Raw genomic sequence first — 16,222 nt, 5'->3', positions numbered from 1 at the left:
TCCCATGTCCGACAATATGCAGCCTACCGGTGAAGTTTTGGATGACGAGGTCCTGGACGAGGCTGAAGGTGCCGATTCGTTTGACGAGGTCGAGGAGTTCGACCCGTTTGAGGGTATGAGCGACGAGGAACTCGATGCCCTTTGCGACGAGGATGAGAGCCTCGCGGGCTTTGGCGACGTGGAACCTGGTTTCCGCAGCGGCTTTGTGGCCCTGGTCGGTCGTCCCAACGCCGGCAAGTCCACGCTGCTCAACGCCTGTTACGGCAAGAAGGTCGCCATTACCTCTCCGGTTGCCCAGACGACCCGCCGCCGTATGCGCGCCGTGGTCAACCGCCCCGGCTATCAGCTGGTTTTCGTTGACACGCCGGGTATCCACAAGCCCAAGGACGGCCTGGGCTCCGAGCTTAACAAGAGCGCGTTGTTCGAACTGAACGATGTCGATGTCGTCGCGTTTCTGATCGACGCCACCAAACCCATCGGCAGGGGAGACGCCTGGGTCGCAGAGCGCGTCAAGAACGCCCGTTCAAAAAAGGTCCTGGTGCTTACCAAAGCCGACGAGGCCGATCCCGCCCAGGTTATGGAACAACTCAAGGCCGCCCACGAGCTTATGGAATACGACGATGAGATCGTGACGTCGTCGGTCAAGAACTTCAACGTCGATGCGTTTATCGAGACCGTCGCTCACTTCTTGCCCGAGGGCCCGCGTTGGTTCCCCGAGGACATGGGCACCGACGCGTCCGACGAGACCCTCGTGGCCGAGTTTGTGCGCGAGAAGGTCCTGCGTCGCACCCGCGACGAGATCCCTCACTCCGTGGGCGTCATCTGTGACGCGCTCGAGCAGACTAAGAAGGTCCTGCGCGTGCACGCCACGATTTACGTCGAGCGCGAGGGGCAGAAGGGCATCATCATCGGCAAGGGCGGCGAGATGATTAAGCATATCGGCATCGATGCCCGTCGCGATCTTGAGCGTATCTTTGGCACTCAGGTCTTTTTGGAGCTCGACGTGAAGGTTAAGGCCGGCTGGCGCGATGACGAGGCGCAAATCCGCCGCTTTGGCTATAACGCCGAAGATTAAGCCTCGGCGTTCATGGCAGGCTCTCGCACATATCGCACAAAGGTGCTTGTCCTCGACAAGACGAAGCTCAAGGAAACCGACCTGATTTTGACGATGCTCGACGAACGGGGGCGGCAGGTGCGTGCCGTGGCCAAGGGCGCACGTAAGCCTGGCGGTCGCCTTGCGGCCCGTTGCGAGCTCTTCTGCACCGTTGATATGCTGCTCGCGCATGGTCGCTCGCTCGACGTGGTTTCTCAGGCGGAGCTTATGGAGGCGCCGCTCGGTGCCGCTCCTGACTACGAGACGACCTGTGCCGCCAGCGCGATTGCCGAGGTTGCGCGTGTGTGCTCGTTCGAGGATGCCGAGGATCCATTTACCTTTGCCATCACGCAGCGGGCGCTCACGCTTATCGGCAGCGGGCTCGACTCGGCACATATGGACCTGCTCGTGGCGGCCTTTGTCTTTAAACTGCTGTCGCACGTTGGCTACCGACCCGATTTTTCGGCATGCGTGCTGTGCGGAGACCCCATGCTGTCGTATTTTTCGCCCCAGGCGGGCGGGCTTCTGTGCGGGTCGTGCGCCTCGAGCGTGCCTGGCGCCGAGTTGGTATCAGTCGGCGAGGTCGCATGGCTGCGCGCTCTGGTGTCCATGACGTTCGATGCCCTTATGGACGAGCGGATCGATCCGCATACGGCTGCTTTTTTGCTGGGGCTTTCGCATGTTTGGGCCGCCACGCACACCGACCAGCGGCTCCGTGCGATGGAATTCATGTTGGGTCGGTGATGATGCGCAGGCGTGCGCCGCTTGTGGTAACATACCAACTTGTTGGTACCTCGACCTTGGATGCCCGCTCCACCGGCGGCTTCCCAGTCCGAGGCGAATAGAGTCGCCCGCGGGCGACGCGAAACGAAAGGTGAAACAATGACTGTTTCCAAAGAGCGCAAGGCGGAGCTGACCGCCCAGTTCGGTAACTCCCCGGTCGATACCGGTAACCCCAAGGTTCAGGTCGCCATCCTGTCCGAGCGCATCAAGGAGCTGACCGAGCACATGAAGTCCCACCAGAAGGACTTCCACACCCGTCGTGGCCTGCTCATGCTCGTTGGCCGTCGTCGTCGTCTTCTCTCCTACATCAAGAAGAACGACATCGTCGAGTACCGTGAGCTCATCAAGGCTCTGGGCATCCGCGACAACATCCAGTAAGGATTTGTACATGCTAAGAGCGTCCTGCGCAGCGGGGCGCTCTTTTTGTGTAAGGGCGTGAACAATCACGCTCTACAGCGTGGCGGGGGCAGGGGGCCCGCGTCACATGAGAAGCCCGCAGGCAAGGGGCCTGTGGGGTAAAGGAGAACAATGACACTCGTATCCAAGACCTTTGAGCTGTACGGCAAGACCTACACCTTCGAGTCCGGCGAGCTTGCCAAGCAGGCCACCGGCGCTTGTCTGGTCAAGCAGGGTGACACCACGATGCTCGATACCGTGGTCGTCTCCAAGGAGCGCAAGAATTACGACTTCTTCCCGCTGACCGTCGACTTCAACGAGAAGATGTACGCTGCCGGCCGTATCCCGGGTGGCTACCTCAAGCGCGAGGGCCGTCCCAGCGAGAAGGCCACGCTCACGGCTCGTATGATCGACCGCCCGATCCGCCCGAGCTTCCCGGACGGCTTCCGCAACGAGGTGCATATCGTCGCCACCTCGCTCGTCGCCGACCAGGTCAACCCCTTCGACGTCATCAATGTCATGGGTGCCTCTTTGGCTATGACGCTCGGCGGCGTGCCCTTCGAGGGCCCGCTTGCCTGCGTGCGCATCGGCCGCAACGTGGAGACCGGCGAGTTTATCGTCAACCCCACCTATGAGGAGCGCGAGAGCTCCGACCTGGACCTGGAGCTGGGCGGCTCTGCCGACTTCATCTCGATGGTCGAGGCCGGCGCCGAGGAGATCTCCGAGGACGACATGCTCGCCGCTATGAAGTTTGGTCAGGAGGCCCTCGCTGCCTTCTGCCAGGCCCAAGACGAGTTTGTCGCCGAGTGGGAGCAGGTCAACGGCGCTATCGTCAAGAAGGAGTACCCGCTCGACCAGCCCGTCGAGGAGGTCCAGGAGCGCATCTTCGCCCACTACGACGAGATGGCCGCTGCCCTGCGCGACGCCGACAAGCTTTCCCGCATCGGCAAGGTCGAGGCTCTGAAGGAGTCCATCCGCGCCGAGTTCTCCGACGAGGAGCAGGCCGCATGGGAGCGCGAGATCCCCGTGGCGCTCAAGAAGCTCGAGAAGAAGGCCATGCGCACCATGGTCGTCGAGACCGGCGAGCGCGTCGACGGTCGCGCCGCCGACGAGATCCGTCCCATCATGGTGAAGGACAACTACCTGCCGCTCGTTCACGGCTCCGGCCTGTTCCAGCGTGGTCAGACCCAGGTGCTCTCCGTGCTTTCGCTTGGCATGCTCAACGAGGGCCAGCGTCTGGATACCATCGAGCCCACCGAGGGCAAGCGCTATATGCACCACTACAACTTCCCGCCGTTCTGCACCGGCGAGACCGGCCGCATGGGCAGCCCCAAGCGCCGCGAGATTGGTCACGGCAACCTGGCCGAGCGCGCTCTGCTCCCGGTGCTTCCCGACGAGAACGAGTTCCCCTACGCCATCCGCGTGGTCTCCGAGGTCATGGAGTCCAACGGCTCCTCTTCGATGGCTTCGACCTGCGGCTCCACGCTCGCCCTTATGGACGGCGGCGTGCCCATTAAGCGCCCGGTCTCCGGTATCGCCATGGGCTTGATCCAGGAGGAGGGCAAGACCGTGGTCCTGTCCGACATCCAGGGTCTCGAGGACTTCCTGGGTGACATGGACTTTAAGGTCACCGGCACCACCGAGGGCATCACCGCCCTGCAGATGGACAACAAGGCCACCGGCCTCACCTTCGATATCTTGGCCCGCGCCCTGCAGCAGGCCAAGGAGGGTCGTGCCTTCATCCTGCAGAAGATGCTCGATGTGATCCCCGAGCCGCGTCATACCACGCGCAGCACCGCTCCTCGCATCGTCTCCATCCAGGTTCCGACCGATAAGATCCGCGACGTCATCGGTTCCGGCGGCAAGGTCATTCGCGGCATCCAGGACGAGACCGGCGCTTCGGTCGACATCCAGGAGGACGGTACCGTCTTTGTCGGCGGCACCGGCGAGTCCGTCGATCAGGCTGTCGAGCGCATCAAGCTCATCATCAAGGTTCCCGAGCCGGGCGAGGAGTACACCGGTCGCGTGGTCTCCATCCAGCCGTTCGGCGCCTTCGTGAACCTGCTGCCCGGTAAGGACGGCCTGTTGCACATCTCCCGCGTCGCCAAGGGTCGCGTGGAGAAGGTTGAGGACGTCCTCAACGTGGGCGACGAGGTCAAGGTCGTCGTCATCGAGGTCGACGATCGCGGCAAGATCTCGCTCGATCGTCTCGACAAGCCCGAGGCCCCGGCTCGCGCCGAGGGTGCCTCCGAGGGCGACGGCGAGCACTTCCAGCGTCGTGAGCGTCCGCGTCGCGAGCGCTCCGAGCGCAGTGACCGTCCGCGCCGTCCCGGCGACAACGGAGGCCGCAAGCCCCGCCGCCACCACGACGCCGAGTAATAGCCGCACATAATCAGCTCAACAAGGGCGACTCCGGACAGGGGTCGCCCTTTTGCTATTCCCGGCGGGATACACGGCTTCAGATGGGGCTTTGATGCATGGGTGGTCTGTTGTTGTGCAAATGGGTATCATACTGTGGTTACTGCATCGACTCTGTGATGCATGTTTGTACGTTCCCGACGGTCGGTTTGCCAGAAGCGCCCCGTCGGTTGTTCCAGACCCGTTTCGTAGAAAGGAAACAACACTCACCTATGGCAGCTAAAAAATCATCTCCCTTGAAGATCATCCCGCTCGGCGGCCTTGATGGCATCGGCAAGAACATGACGGTCTTCGAGTGCGGCGACGACATGGTGCTCGTCGACGCTGGCCTCATGTTCCCCGACGACTCGCAGCCCGGTATCGACCTGGTGCTTCCGGATTACACCTACGTTCTGGAGAATGAGGAAAAGCTCCGCGGCATCGTCGTTACCCACGGACACGAGGACCACACCGGTTCGCTTCCGTATCTGCTCCAGGATCTCAACAACAAGGTACCCATCTTCTCGAGCAAGTTGACGCTTGGCTTTATCGAGGGCAAGCTTTCCGAGTTCCGTATTCGTGCACCCAAGTTCCGTGAGGTCAAGGGCGGCAGCCACGTCAATTTGGGTGGCATCTCGCTCGATTTCTTCTCGATGACGCACTCCATCCCGGGCGCTCTGGGCGTGTTCATCCGCACCAACCAGGGCACCGTTATGCACACCGGCGACTTTAAGCTCGACCAGACGCCCATCGACGGCGTCACGCCCGACTATGCCGCTATCAGCCGCTTTGCCAAGCAGGGCATCGACCTGCTGCTGTCCGACTCCACCAACGCCACGGTCCCCGGCTTTACCAAGTCTGAGGCCGAGGTTGGCCCCAATCTGCTGCATGCCATCAAGAATGCTCCGGGCCGCGTGTTCGTCGCGTCGTTCTCGAGCCACATCCATCGTCTGCAGCAGATCTGCGACGCCGCTCGCAAGTGCGGCCGCAAGGTTGTCGTGACCGGTCGTTCCATGCTCACCAACACCCGCGTGGCGCGCGAGCTCGGTTACCTCAACATCGATGACGCCGATATCATCGATGCCTTCGATATTGACAACCTGCCCGACGACAAGATCGTCGTCATGTGCACCGGTTCGCAGGGCGAGCCTCTGTCGGCCCTTTCGCGCATGGCCAACGGCGAGCACAAGACGCTCTCCATCCACGAGGGCGATACCGTCATCCTCTCGGCAACGCCGGTCCCCGGTAACGAGAAGGCCGTTCAGCAGGTCGTCAACAGCCTCGCCAAGCTTGGCTGCGACGTGTGGGATAAGAGCCGCGCCCTCGTTCACGTCTCGGGTCACGGTAGCCAGGAGGAGCTCAAGCTCCTGATGGCCATGGCCAAGCCTACGTACTTTATGCCGGTCCACGGCGAGGCCGTGCATCTGCGCGCCCATGCTCAACTTGCACGCAAGATGGGCCTCAAGGACGATCATATCTTTATCCTCGACAACGGAGATACGCTCGAGATGCGTGGCGGTATCGTCAAGCGCGGTACGCCCGTCGAGTCCGGCGTCGTCTACGTCGACGGCCTGCGTATCGGCGATACCGACCCCATCGTTCTGCGCGATCGTCAGAAGCTTGCCAACGACGGTATGGTCACGGCCGTCGCCATCGTTTCGCTCAAGCACAAGAAGATCGAGGCCATCGAGTTCTCGGGCCGCGGCGTCTCCTTTGCCATCGACGACCAGTTCTCCGAGGACGCCTCGGCGTCCATCATGAAGACGATCGAGAAAGGCAAGTTCAGCTTTACGAGCAGCGGTTCCGATGCCATTCGCAAGGCCGTGCGCGACTCGCTCTCTAACTTTATTTGGAGTCGTACGCGCACTCGTCCGATGATCATCCCGGTCGTCATGGAGGTTTAGTTTGGCGCGCGGATCTGCACAAAACGCCAAAGGCAATAAAGCCAACAACCAACCGGCATCTGCTAAGGGTGCCGGTTCCCATCTTCGTGCCAATAAGGGCCATGAGGCCGAGTTCGACGATTTTGAGCCCTTGGTCGAGCCTTCGGCCAATCGCGATATCGCCGGCGTGGTCATTGCCGTTTTGGCGATCGCGTCCTTCATTGCCGTTATCTCACCGGCAACTGCGCCCGTGACGGCTGCTGTTGCCGGGTTCTATCACCTGGGCTTTGGCCTGGGCGCCTACGTGCTGCCGATCGTCATCTTGCTTTTTGCCGCCACGCTCTTTTTGGGTGAGGACTCGCCGCTCAACGTGCGCTCTGTTGCGGGCGGCGCCGTGGTCTTTATCGCCGTCGTCTCCATTCTTTCGCTGATGGTGCCGGGCACGAGCGATTCGTGCGACCTTATGTTTACGCCGCAGAACCTTTCCGTGTCGGGCGGCTACATTGGCGCCTTTATCGCAAGTGCCTTGCAAAACGCTCTGGGTAAACCTATCGCCATGGTTGTCTTGCTGGGGCTTGTCGTCGTTGGTTTGGTCATTATCGGGTTTTCGGTGGGTGGCGTTTTGCGCTCCGCACGCGATCGCGCTGCCGATTTTGCCGAGCGCCGTCGTGCCGACGTCAACGCGAGCCCGTGGGGTGACGACGAAGCCCTGTCGGTGCCCGGCGTTGCCCGTCCGCACCTGAGCATTCTTCGTCAAAAGGGCTCCGATGCTGCCGTGACCACGGTTGTGGGCAACGATGTGGACCCGGTTTTGGACAATGACGACGAGGACGAGAATCCGTTTGTCGACGTGTTCGAGTCGGTTGAGGCTGAGCGCGCTAAGACGACGCTGCTGCCGCGCCGCCATGCCAAGAAGGGCAAGGCTGCGCCTAAGCTCAATACAAGCGAGCCCGACCCGTCTTGGTCCGATAGCGAGATTGAGCTCACCGAGGGCGATGACGAGGATGACGAGGCTCCGATTGAGACCGCAAAGACAACTTTGCTGCCGCGCCGCCATGCAAAGCACGACCAGGTAACCGGTCAACTTTCGATGGAAGACTACCCCGATAAGATCGACGAGTCCGAGCCGCCGTTTGCCGTGAATCCTGTTTCGGCAGCACCTCAGATCCCCGACTTCTTGAAGCATCCCAAGGTTGCCGATGCGCCTGCCACGAGTGCTGTCGAATCGGCTGCGGCTCGTGATGGGGGAGTGGACGACGGCGCCGCAGATATCGAGGGCGAAGAAGAGGACGGCCTCAAGCTTCCGCCGCTCGAAATCTTGCATGCCAACCCGCAGTCGGCTTCCGCCGCGTCTTCGGACAAGGAGCTGGAGCAGACCGCTGAGTCACTGCAATCCACCTTGCTTGAGTTTGGCCGCAGTGCCCGCGTGGTCGGCTGGATCGCCGGCCCCACGGTGACGACCTTTAAGCTGCAACCTGGCGAGGGCGAGCGCGTGAGCAAGATTTCGAGCCTCGAGGACGATATCGCGCTTTCGCTCGCTGCCCAGTCGGTGCGTATCTTTGCCCCGATTCCCGGCACTTCGCTCGTGGGCATCGAGATTCCCAACCGCAAGCGCCAGAACGTCAATCTGGGCGACGTGCTGCCCTATGTGAAGGGCGGTCCGCTCGAGCTTGCCATCGGCCGCGACGCCGAGGGCACGCCTGTTGTCGCCGACCTCGCCAAGATGCCTCACCTGTTGATCGCCGGTACGACCGGTTCTGGTAAGTCGGTGATGATCAATTCCATCATCACGACCCTGCTCATGCGCGCCCTTCCCGAGGACGTTCGCCTGATCATGGTCGACCCCAAGCGCGTTGAGCTTGCGGGCTATAACGGTCTGCCGCATCTCTATGTGCCCGTGGTGACCGAGCCCAAGCAAGCCGCGAGCGCTCTGCAATGGGCCGTGTCCGAGATGGAGCGTCGCCTGAAGGTCTTCGAACGTCTCAACGTGCGTAAGATCTCGACCTACAACGAAAAGCAGGCCGCCGGCGAGTTTGAGCATTACGACAACCCGCCGCAAAAGATGCCCTACCTGGTCATTATCATCGACGAGCTCTCGGATCTGATGATGGTCGCCGGTAAGGATGTCGAGGCCTCGATCGTGCGTATTGCACAGCTGGGCCGTGCCGCCGGTATTCATCTTATCGTTGCCACGCAGCGCCCCAGCTCCAACGTGGTGACGGGCCTCATCAAGGCCAACATCACCAACCGCATCGCCTTTAACGTCGCTACGGGCATCGACTCGCGCGTCATCATCGACCAGATGGGTGCCGAGAAGCTCACCGGTTTGGGCGACATGCTGTTCTCCAAGGTCGACTGGGGCAAGCCCCGCCGTATACAAGGCTGCTTTGTCTCGGACGACGAAATCAACGAGATTGTCGAGTTCGTCAAGTCGCAGAGCGAGCCCGACTACCACGAGGAGATTCTGTCCGCCGTGGCGCCCGCTTCCATGTCCATGGCGGGTGGCGGCGGTATTGTCCGCACCGGAGTCGCCGAGTCGCAAGACGATGATCCGCTCATTTGGGAAGCCGCCCATATTGTGGTGGAATCGCAGCTTGGCTCCACATCTGGCCTGCAACGCCGCCTGAAGGTTGGCTATGCGCGTGCCGGGCGTATTATGGACATGCTGGAAGAAAAGGGTGTCGTCGGCCCGCCCGACGGTTCCAAGCCGCGCGAGGTCCTGTTGGACGAGGAGGGGCTTGCCGCGCTGGAATCTGTCGACGCCGAGATGGCACGTGAAGATCGTGAGTTTGGAGGATTCTGATGGCTGCACGCTTTGGTGACATGCTGCTCGAGCAGCGTCGCCGAATGGGCCTTTCCATTCAGCAAGTCGCCAACACCATCAAAATCAGGCCGCAGATCATCGAGTTTTTCGAGACCGGTAACTTTGCTTCGATGCCGCCGCGCGGCTATGCGCAGGGCATGATTTCGAGCTATGCTCGCTTTTTGGGCCTCAATCCGCGCGAGGTCGTCAATGCCTACTTTGACGATCTGATGGCATACGAACGCGAGACGTCGCAGCAGGGCGGTCGTTTTCAGGACGCCGCCGGCTACGTCAATTCGCGTTCCTCGGTCGATAACGGGCGCTTCCTGATGGTTCAGGGCGGTCGTTCGACCCGCTATGGACAGCGTCCTCAGCAGGCCGGTTATATTACCGAGACGGGTTCGGGCGAGGAGATTCGCTCACAGCGTGACCGGTTCCGCAGTACGCCGATGCCCGAGGACCGTGCACTTCCCGCTGCCCGAGGCGTGGCGCGTGACCCTCGTGCCGGCTACGGCGACGGCGGCTATTCCGATCGCGGTTACCGTGGTGCCTCTACGGGACGCTCTCGCGGTGGCTATGCGGATGCCGATACCACGCAGGTGACGCCGCGTCTTCGCTCTCAATCACAGCCGTATGGCCAGCGCTCTTCGGCTCCGCGTTCGGGCCAGCGTGGCTATCAAGGCCGCGGTGAACTTGCGCCCCGCTCGGGTCAGCGCAGCCTTCGGGGCCAGGGTGGCTATCGCGGCCGTTCCGATAGCAATCGTGGTCGTATGCCTCAGGGAGGCGGCCGCAGCAGTTCCAATCGTGGACGCGGCGGATCACGTACTCCTCAAAACAACGGGCTCGATCCGCGTATCGTCTACGCCGGCATCGGTGCCGTTGCGCTGCTGTTGATTGTGCTCATCGTGGTGCTTCTGCGCGGCTGCGCATCTTCGGCGCCCGAGACCACGCCCGAGACGCCCACTGCTACCAAGACGACGACCAAGAAGTCTTCTAAGAAGACCGAAACGGTCGACGAGGACGAAGACACCGATGAGGCGACGAATGAGTCGACTGAATCGGACGCTACCAAGACGACGGCCAAGAAGGAAGAGAACGAGGTCACGAACGTCAAAGTCTCCGTTGCTAAGGGAAAGACTGCGTGGATTGAGGTCAAGGTCGACGGCAAGTCGGTCTATGGCGCTCAGGCGACTGGCCCCTTTGAGCAGGAGTACACGCCCGAGTCCTCGATCGAGATCACCACGTCCAAGCCTTCCGATGTCACCGTTACCAAGAACGGCGAAAAGGTCCGTTACGATACCAAGACCTCGGGCGTGGCGCGTGTGACGATCACCGTTCCCAAGAAGGAGACGACTGATTCCGAGAATGGTGAAAGTTCTGATGGTACCGACACCACCGATGGTACCGACACCACCGACGGCACCGATGCCCAGTCCACGGATGGCGCCGATACCGCAACTGACGGCCAGACGCCCACCGATTCTACCGACTATTCGTACGATAGCTACTAAGCCGCTCGTACGCGAAAGGAAACATCATGGCTAAAGATTCCAGCTTCGACGTCGTGTCCGAGGTCAACATGCAAGAGGTCGACAACGCCTTCCAGCAGACCACGCGCGAGATTTCCCAGCGCTATGACCTTAAGGATTCCGGTGCCACGATCGAGCTCTCGAAGGGCGATAAGCTCTTTACGATCAACGCCCCGGCCGACTTTGTCTCCAAGCAGATCATCGACGTGCTGAGCTCCAAGCTCATCAAACGCGGCATCGATCTTAAAGCTGTTTCCTGGGATGCCCCGCAGGCGGCATCGGGTGGTACCGTGCGCGTGCTCGGCCATATCGTCGAGGGTATTGACCAGGCGACCGCCAAGAAGATCAATAAGGATATCAAGGATCAAAAGCTTAAGGTCAAGGTAACGATCGAGGCCGATAAGCTGCGCGTTTCCTCTGCTTCGAAGGATGCTCTGCAGACCGTGATCCAGTTCCTGCGCGATCAGGACTACGGCCAGCCGCTGCAGTTTACCAACTACCGTTAATTCATTCGAAAGGACCGCTCTCCAACATGGATACACCGTTGGGCTCCGTGCTCTACATCACCCTCGGGTGCGCCAAGAACGAGGTTGATACCGACCGTATGCGTTCGCTGCTGACCGCCGCGGGCTACGAGGAGGCATTCGACCCGCAGGATGCCGATATCGCCATCGTCAATACGTGTTCGTTCCTTGCCTCCGCAACGTCCGAGAGCATCGAGACCACGCTCGAGCTTGCTAACGAGGTGCAGGACGGCGTCCGTTCCTGCCCCATCGTTATGTGCGGCTGCGTGCCTTCGCGTTACGGTGAAGATCTTCCCGATGAGTTGCCCGAGGTCGCGGCCTTTGTGAAGACCGACGAGGAAGACGGCATTGTGTCCGTCATCGATGGCGTGTTGGGCGTCGAGCGCGAGATTGCTGCCTATATTCCGCAGGTCAAGCGTACCGTCGAGGGCGCCGTTGCCTACGTCAAGATTTCCGATGGCTGCAACCGCTTCTGCAGCTTCTGCATGATTCCCTACATCCGCGGCCGTTATCATTCGCGCAATGCCGAGAGCATTATCTCCGAGGTGCGCGATCTGGTCGCCGGCGGCGTGCGCGAGATCGTGCTGATTGGTCAGGACACGGGCATCTGGGGTACCGACTTTGGCGACGAGGACCTCACCGAGGGTTCGCCTCGCAACCTGGCGCAGCTGCTGCAGGCTGTTGCCGAGGCGGTGCGTCCGAATAACGTTTGGGTCCGTGTGCTCTACCTGCAGCCCGAGGGCATGACCGACGAGCTTATCGAGACCATTCGCGATACGCCCGAGGTACTGCCCTATATCGATATCCCCGTGCAGCACTGCGACGCGCGCATCCTCAAGGCCATGCGCCGCTCCGGCTCTCGCCAGGAACTCGAGGATCTGTTCCGTGACCTGCGCGAGCGCATCCCCGGTATCGTGATCCGCTCCACGGCCATGGTCGGTTTCCCGACCGAGACCGAGGACGAGTTCCGCGACCTCATCGACTTTATGGACACCGTGGGCTTCGATTACACGAGCGTCTTTGCCTACTCACAGGAGGAGGGCAGCCTGGCCGCCAAGATGGAAGGTCAGGTCGACGAGGAGATCAAGCTCGAGCGCGCCCAGGAGGCCATGGACCTGGCCGAGTCGCTCGGTTTTGCCGCCACCGCTGCTCATGTGGGGGGGCGCGCCCAGGTTATCGTCGACGGTATCGAGGAGTCAGAGGACGGCGCCGAGTTGATCGGTCATGCCTGGTTCCAGGCGCCCGATTCCGATGGTGCGGTGCACTTGGACGCCAGCGAGGCGTCCGTGGGCGATATTCTGACCGTCGAGTTTACCGATAGCTTCTGCTATGAGCTTATCGGTCATGTTGTGGAGTAGGAGAGCGTCGTGGCTAACGAGAGCAATAAGGAACTGACGAGTGTCTGGACGCCCGCCAACATCGTGACGTGCGTTCGCATCGTCTTTATCCCGGTGTTCATGATCGTCTCGGCCCTGTCTCACACGAGTGTTGCCGGTACGGATTGGAGTACCTTCGACGGCCCGCTCGCCGCCGCTGCCTTCATTCTGTATGTGATCCTGTCGTGCACCGATAAGGTCGACGGTTATCTGGCGCGCTCGCGCAACGAGATCACCGACTTCGGTAAATTCTTGGACCCCATCGCCGATAAGCTGCTCGTGTTCTCGGCCCTGCTGCTGTTCTTGGACTTTGGCGCGGTGACCGTGTGGTCCGTGTTCATCATCCTTTTCCGTGAGCTGCTGGTGAGCGCCCTACGCATGGTCGCGAGTGCGGCCGGTGTGGTTGTTGCGGCCGATAAGCTCGGCAAGTACAAGACGGCAACCACGATGGTCTCCATCTGCGGTTACCTGTGCGTTTTTGCTATGGCCGGCTTGCACCTTGGCCCGGTGGCGCTGACGCTCGGCATCTACTCGGTGTCGCGCTTCCTGTATGCCGTTGCCGTTGTCTTGACCGTTATCTCGGGCGCCCAGTACTTCTGGAACTGCCGCAAGATCGTCTTTTCGGTCTAGGTCCTGGTGGGTATGACGGTCTCTTTTGAGCAGATTTCCGCACACAATGAGGAGCTGGCGCGCGATATTGTCGAGCGCGCGAGCGCTCGGGGCGTGACGGTTTCGACGGCTGAGTCGCTGACGGCGGGTATGATCGCCTCGACGATTGCGGATATCCCGGGCGCCTCGGCGGTGTTGCGTGGCGGTGCGGTGACTTACTGCGATGAGATTAAGCATCGCGTTCTTGGTGTTGAGCAGGAGACGCTCGACCGCTATACCGCGGTGTCGCATCAGACCGCGCGCGAGATGGCGGTGGGTTCGCTGGAGCTGTACCAGAGCGATATTGCAGTGAGCGCAACGGGTTATGCCGGCCCCGGCGGTGGCACTGAAGGCGATCCGGCGGGCACTTTCTATATTGGCTGGGCGTATCGCGCGGCTTATGGGGAAGTCCCGGTTGTGGACTCTGTGCGCTGCCACTATGAGGGCGACCGTTCGTGTGTTCGTGCCCATGCGGTCGCGGAGGCATTGGGGCGCATTGCCCTTGTGCTCAACTCTATGGAATAGACGTGTTTTAAGGGGCCTCCGGGCCCCTTAATTGTGGAGATAGGGACTTCTGACAAATTTAGCGTTTGTGCTGGTTATAGATGTATTCTTGCCTTCTTTGTTCTTATTTGGCCCTGTGTGGTCAAGCATTTGGTCAGTGTTTGGTCGGCGTTTGGTTGGGTTTTGGAAAGACTGCCTGCATATGATTGGCCTGAACGGTTGACCACGAACAGCCGTTCGTTTATTATCGATGCAGGTTGTTAAGAGGAGGGCTATTCATGGCCAAGAATTCAGGTCCCGTACGTACCGTTCATGCTCGCACTACGGGTAAAGAGCGCGATGAGATGATCGCCACCACCAAGGCCGAGATCGAGAAGAAATTCGGCCAGGGTTCCATCATGAGGTACGGCGACGGTGGTCCCGAGCTCGAGGTCGAGGCCATTCCCACGGGCGCCCTGGCCCTCGATGCCGCGCTGGGTATCGGCGGCGTGCCGCGCGGCCGTATCGTCGAGATTTACGGTCCTGAGTCCTCCGGTAAGACGACGCTTTCGCTCGAGATCCTGGCCGAGGCCCAGGCAATGGGTGGCGTTGTGGCATTTATCGATGCCGAGCACGCGCTTGATCCCACGTATGCCGCGCGCATCGGTGTGGATATCGACGAGGTGCTCATTTCCCAGCCCGATACGGGCGAGCAGGCGCTCGAGATTGTTGACATGCTCGTGCGTTCCGGCGCCATCGATGCCATCGTCGTCGACTCCGTCGCCGCGCTGACCCCGCGTGCCGAGATCGAGGGAGAAATCGGCGACACTACGGTCGGTCTTCAGGCTCGCCTGATGAGCCAGGCGCTCCGCAAGCTCGCCGGCTCGCTGTCCAAGTCCAACACGACGTGCATCTTCATTAACCAGCTGCGTGAGAAGATCGGTGTCATGTTCGGCAACCCCGAGACCACGACGGGCGGCCGCGCCCTTAAGTTCTTCTCTTCGGTACGTATCGATATTCGCCGCATCGACAGCATTAAGCTTAAGGACGAGGTTATCGGTAACCGCGTGCGCGCCAAGGTCGTTAAGAACAAGGTGGCAGCTCCGTTCCGATCTGCTGAGTTCGACATCATGTACGGTACGGGCATCTCTAAGGAGGGCTCGATTCTGGACATGGCTGTCGAGTGCGGTATCTGCAAGAAGATTGGCTCCTGGTTTGCCTATGGCGAGGACAAGCTCGGCAACGGTCGCGAGGCCGCCAAGGCGTTCCTGCGCGAACACCCCGATTGTGCCGACGAGATTGAGCATAAGGTCCGCCTTGCCTGTGGACTTGAGTTTGATGACGATGCTCCGTCCGAGGTCGAGCTGACCGATCAGCCTGCGCCTGAGGAGTTTGACGAGCTTTACGCCATCGATGGTTCCGCCATGCTCGATGATGACGACGAGTAGCGGTTACGCTCATGTCGTATACGGTGACCGAGGCCACGGTCGTCTTTCCCGATAAGAAGGCGGCCTCCTCGTTCTCGAGCGGGTATGCGTCCAAAAAGCCTTGCGCACATATCGATTGTGAGCTTGAGGGCGGTTTTGAGCGGTCCATTTGGATTCCCGTGCGGGTCGCGCGGCTGTATGTCAAAAACCGCCCCGATCTTCCCTGTGATTGGGACAACTTTCGTGAGGCGGTGCAGCTCATCGAGCGTAAATGTACACTTACCATGGTGACCGAGATGCTATCGCGCCGCGACCATGCGACGGGTGAGGTCCGTGACAAGCTGGCTCGCTACGGCTTTCACCAGCCCGCGATCGATTTCGCCGTCGAGCGCGCCACCGAGTATCACTTTTTAGACGACAACCGCTTTTGCTCGTACTTTATCGAGGAGCGCAAGCGGCGCGGTTGGGGACAGCGCAAAATCGAGACCGAACTTAAGCGCCGTCATGTCGTGCTCGATGACATTCCCGGTTATCCCGAGGATTATTTTGCCGTCGAAGACGATTTGGCGCGTGCGTCAGCCCTGCTCGCCAAGCGGCGTGTTCCAGAGACGCGCGGATTCGAAAAACTGGTTCGGTTTTTGATGGGCAAGGGCTTCTCGTATCACATCGCCGCCGATGCCGTTAAGGCACGTCTCGATGCCGAACGCGAGGAATGTGCGGTTTAGGCGTGTGCGTTTTGTGACCCTGCCGTTCACCGCGTTTTAGCCGCCGTGCCGGGGCCATTTATTTGACAGTTGTTGTGGTTCAACGTACGATAAACACCGTCATTTGCTTTGTGATATGTGCTCATCTGTGATGAGTTTGTTTATATGTTTATCTG

Annotated in this window: 13 protein-coding genes; all 13 read left to right on the top strand. The window is 60.5% G+C overall.

Annotation, left to right across the window (positions count from 1 at the left end; translation table 11 throughout):
* Window positions 1-4 precede the first annotated feature (4 nt).
* The 13 genes from era to AB5750_RS02025 all read left to right on the top strand — a co-directional run bounded on the left by era (window position 5) and on the right by AB5750_RS02025 (window position 16,067).
* On the top strand, window positions 5-1,075 hold the full coding sequence (era, locus tag AB5750_RS02085) for a GTPase Era (protein WP_368146034.1): 1,071 nt from the start codon (window positions 5-7) through the stop codon (window positions 1,073-1,075).
* A 12-nt stretch (window positions 1,076-1,087) separates the two neighbouring features.
* Entirely contained in the window at window positions 1,088-1,837 is a 750-nt protein-coding gene (gene recO / locus AB5750_RS02080; protein WP_368146033.1) for a DNA repair protein RecO, read from the top strand.
* A gap of 138 nt (window positions 1,838-1,975) precedes the next feature.
* On the top strand, window positions 1,976-2,254 hold the full coding sequence (rpsO, locus tag AB5750_RS02075) for a 30S ribosomal protein S15 (RefSeq protein WP_006235963.1): 279 nt from the start codon (window positions 1,976-1,978) through the stop codon (window positions 2,252-2,254).
* A gap of 150 nt (window positions 2,255-2,404) precedes the next feature.
* Entirely contained in the window at window positions 2,405-4,651 is a 2,247-nt protein-coding gene (locus AB5750_RS02070; protein WP_217750505.1) for a polyribonucleotide nucleotidyltransferase, read from the top strand.
* 251 nt (window positions 4,652-4,902) lie between these two features.
* Window positions 4,903-6,573 carry a ribonuclease J gene (locus AB5750_RS02065; RefSeq protein WP_368130624.1) on the top strand — a complete coding sequence of 557 codons (1,671 nt, stop codon included), beginning with the start codon at window positions 4,903-4,905 and terminating at the stop codon, window positions 6,571-6,573.
* Between the two features lies 1 nt (window position 6,574).
* Window positions 6,575-9,355 (top strand): FtsK/SpoIIIE family DNA translocase, encoded by a 2,781-nt coding sequence (locus AB5750_RS02060; protein WP_368146032.1) that lies wholly within the window; start codon window positions 6,575-6,577, stop codon window positions 9,353-9,355.
* Complete coding sequence (locus tag AB5750_RS02055; RefSeq protein ID WP_368146031.1) at window positions 9,355-10,866, top strand: RodZ domain-containing protein; 1,512 nt, start codon at window positions 9,355-9,357, stop codon at window positions 10,864-10,866. The genes AB5750_RS02060 and AB5750_RS02055 overlap by 1 nt, the downstream gene beginning before the upstream one ends.
* A gap of 26 nt (window positions 10,867-10,892) precedes the next feature.
* Window positions 10,893-11,390: a YajQ family cyclic di-GMP-binding protein gene (locus AB5750_RS02050; RefSeq protein ID WP_022094699.1), complete on the top strand. Its 498-nt coding sequence runs from the start codon at window positions 10,893-10,895 to the stop codon at window positions 11,388-11,390.
* Between the two features lie 26 nt (window positions 11,391-11,416).
* Window positions 11,417-12,766 carry a 30S ribosomal protein S12 methylthiotransferase RimO gene (gene rimO, locus AB5750_RS02045; protein WP_368146030.1) on the top strand — a complete coding sequence of 450 codons (1,350 nt, stop codon included), beginning with the start codon at window positions 11,417-11,419 and terminating at the stop codon, window positions 12,764-12,766.
* A 99-nt stretch (window positions 12,767-12,865) separates the two neighbouring features.
* On the top strand, window positions 12,866-13,414 hold the full coding sequence (pgsA, locus tag AB5750_RS02040; protein WP_006235973.1) for a CDP-diacylglycerol--glycerol-3-phosphate 3-phosphatidyltransferase: 549 nt from the start codon (window positions 12,866-12,868) through the stop codon (window positions 13,412-13,414).
* Window positions 13,415-13,426: 12 nt separating this feature from the next.
* Window positions 13,427-13,957, top strand: a complete 531-nt coding sequence (locus tag AB5750_RS02035) for a CinA family protein (RefSeq protein WP_316365539.1) — start codon at window positions 13,427-13,429, stop codon at window positions 13,955-13,957.
* A gap of 257 nt (window positions 13,958-14,214) precedes the next feature.
* On the top strand, window positions 14,215-15,363 hold the full coding sequence (gene recA / locus AB5750_RS02030; RefSeq protein WP_368146029.1) for a recombinase RecA: 1,149 nt from the start codon (window positions 14,215-14,217) through the stop codon (window positions 15,361-15,363).
* An 11-nt stretch (window positions 15,364-15,374) separates the two neighbouring features.
* Entirely contained in the window at window positions 15,375-16,067 is a 693-nt protein-coding gene (locus AB5750_RS02025) for a regulatory protein RecX (protein ID WP_368146028.1), read from the top strand.
* Window positions 16,068-16,222 lie beyond the last annotated feature (155 nt).

Source organism: Collinsella aerofaciens, assembly GCF_040926185.1.
Classification (GTDB): Bacteria; Actinomycetota; Coriobacteriia; order Coriobacteriales; family Coriobacteriaceae; genus Collinsella; species Collinsella aerofaciens_BC.
The sequence above is the reverse complement of the archived record's forward strand: the minus strand, read 5'-3'. Positions and strand labels throughout refer to the sequence as shown.

Excerpts from the sequence above, each read along its gene's own strand:
- era (WP_368146034.1), top strand. The coding sequence starts at position 5 with ATGTCCGACAATATGCAGCCTACCGGTGAAGTTTTGGATGACGAGGTC.
- recO (WP_368146033.1), top strand. The coding sequence starts at position 1,088 with ATGGCAGGCTCTCGCACATATCGCACAAAGGTGCTTGTCCTCGACAAG.
- rpsO (WP_006235963.1), top strand. The coding sequence starts at position 1,976 with ATGACTGTTTCCAAAGAGCGCAAGGCGGAGCTGACCGCCCAGTTCGGT.
- AB5750_RS02070 (WP_217750505.1), top strand. The coding sequence starts at position 2,405 with ATGACACTCGTATCCAAGACCTTTGAGCTGTACGGCAAGACCTACACC.
- AB5750_RS02065 (WP_368130624.1), top strand. The coding sequence starts at position 4,903 with ATGGCAGCTAAAAAATCATCTCCCTTGAAGATCATCCCGCTCGGCGGC.
- AB5750_RS02055 (WP_368146031.1), top strand. The coding sequence starts at position 9,355 with ATGGCTGCACGCTTTGGTGACATGCTGCTCGAGCAGCGTCGCCGAATG.
- AB5750_RS02050 (WP_022094699.1), top strand. The coding sequence starts at position 10,893 with ATGGCTAAAGATTCCAGCTTCGACGTCGTGTCCGAGGTCAACATGCAA.
- rimO (WP_368146030.1), top strand. The coding sequence starts at position 11,417 with ATGGATACACCGTTGGGCTCCGTGCTCTACATCACCCTCGGGTGCGCC.
- pgsA (WP_006235973.1), top strand. The coding sequence starts at position 12,866 with ATGATCGTCTCGGCCCTGTCTCACACGAGTGTTGCCGGTACGGATTGG.
- AB5750_RS02035 (WP_316365539.1), top strand. The coding sequence starts at position 13,427 with ATGACGGTCTCTTTTGAGCAGATTTCCGCACACAATGAGGAGCTGGCG.
- recA (WP_368146029.1), top strand. The coding sequence starts at position 14,215 with ATGGCCAAGAATTCAGGTCCCGTACGTACCGTTCATGCTCGCACTACG.
- AB5750_RS02025 (WP_368146028.1), top strand. The coding sequence starts at position 15,375 with ATGTCGTATACGGTGACCGAGGCCACGGTCGTCTTTCCCGATAAGAAG.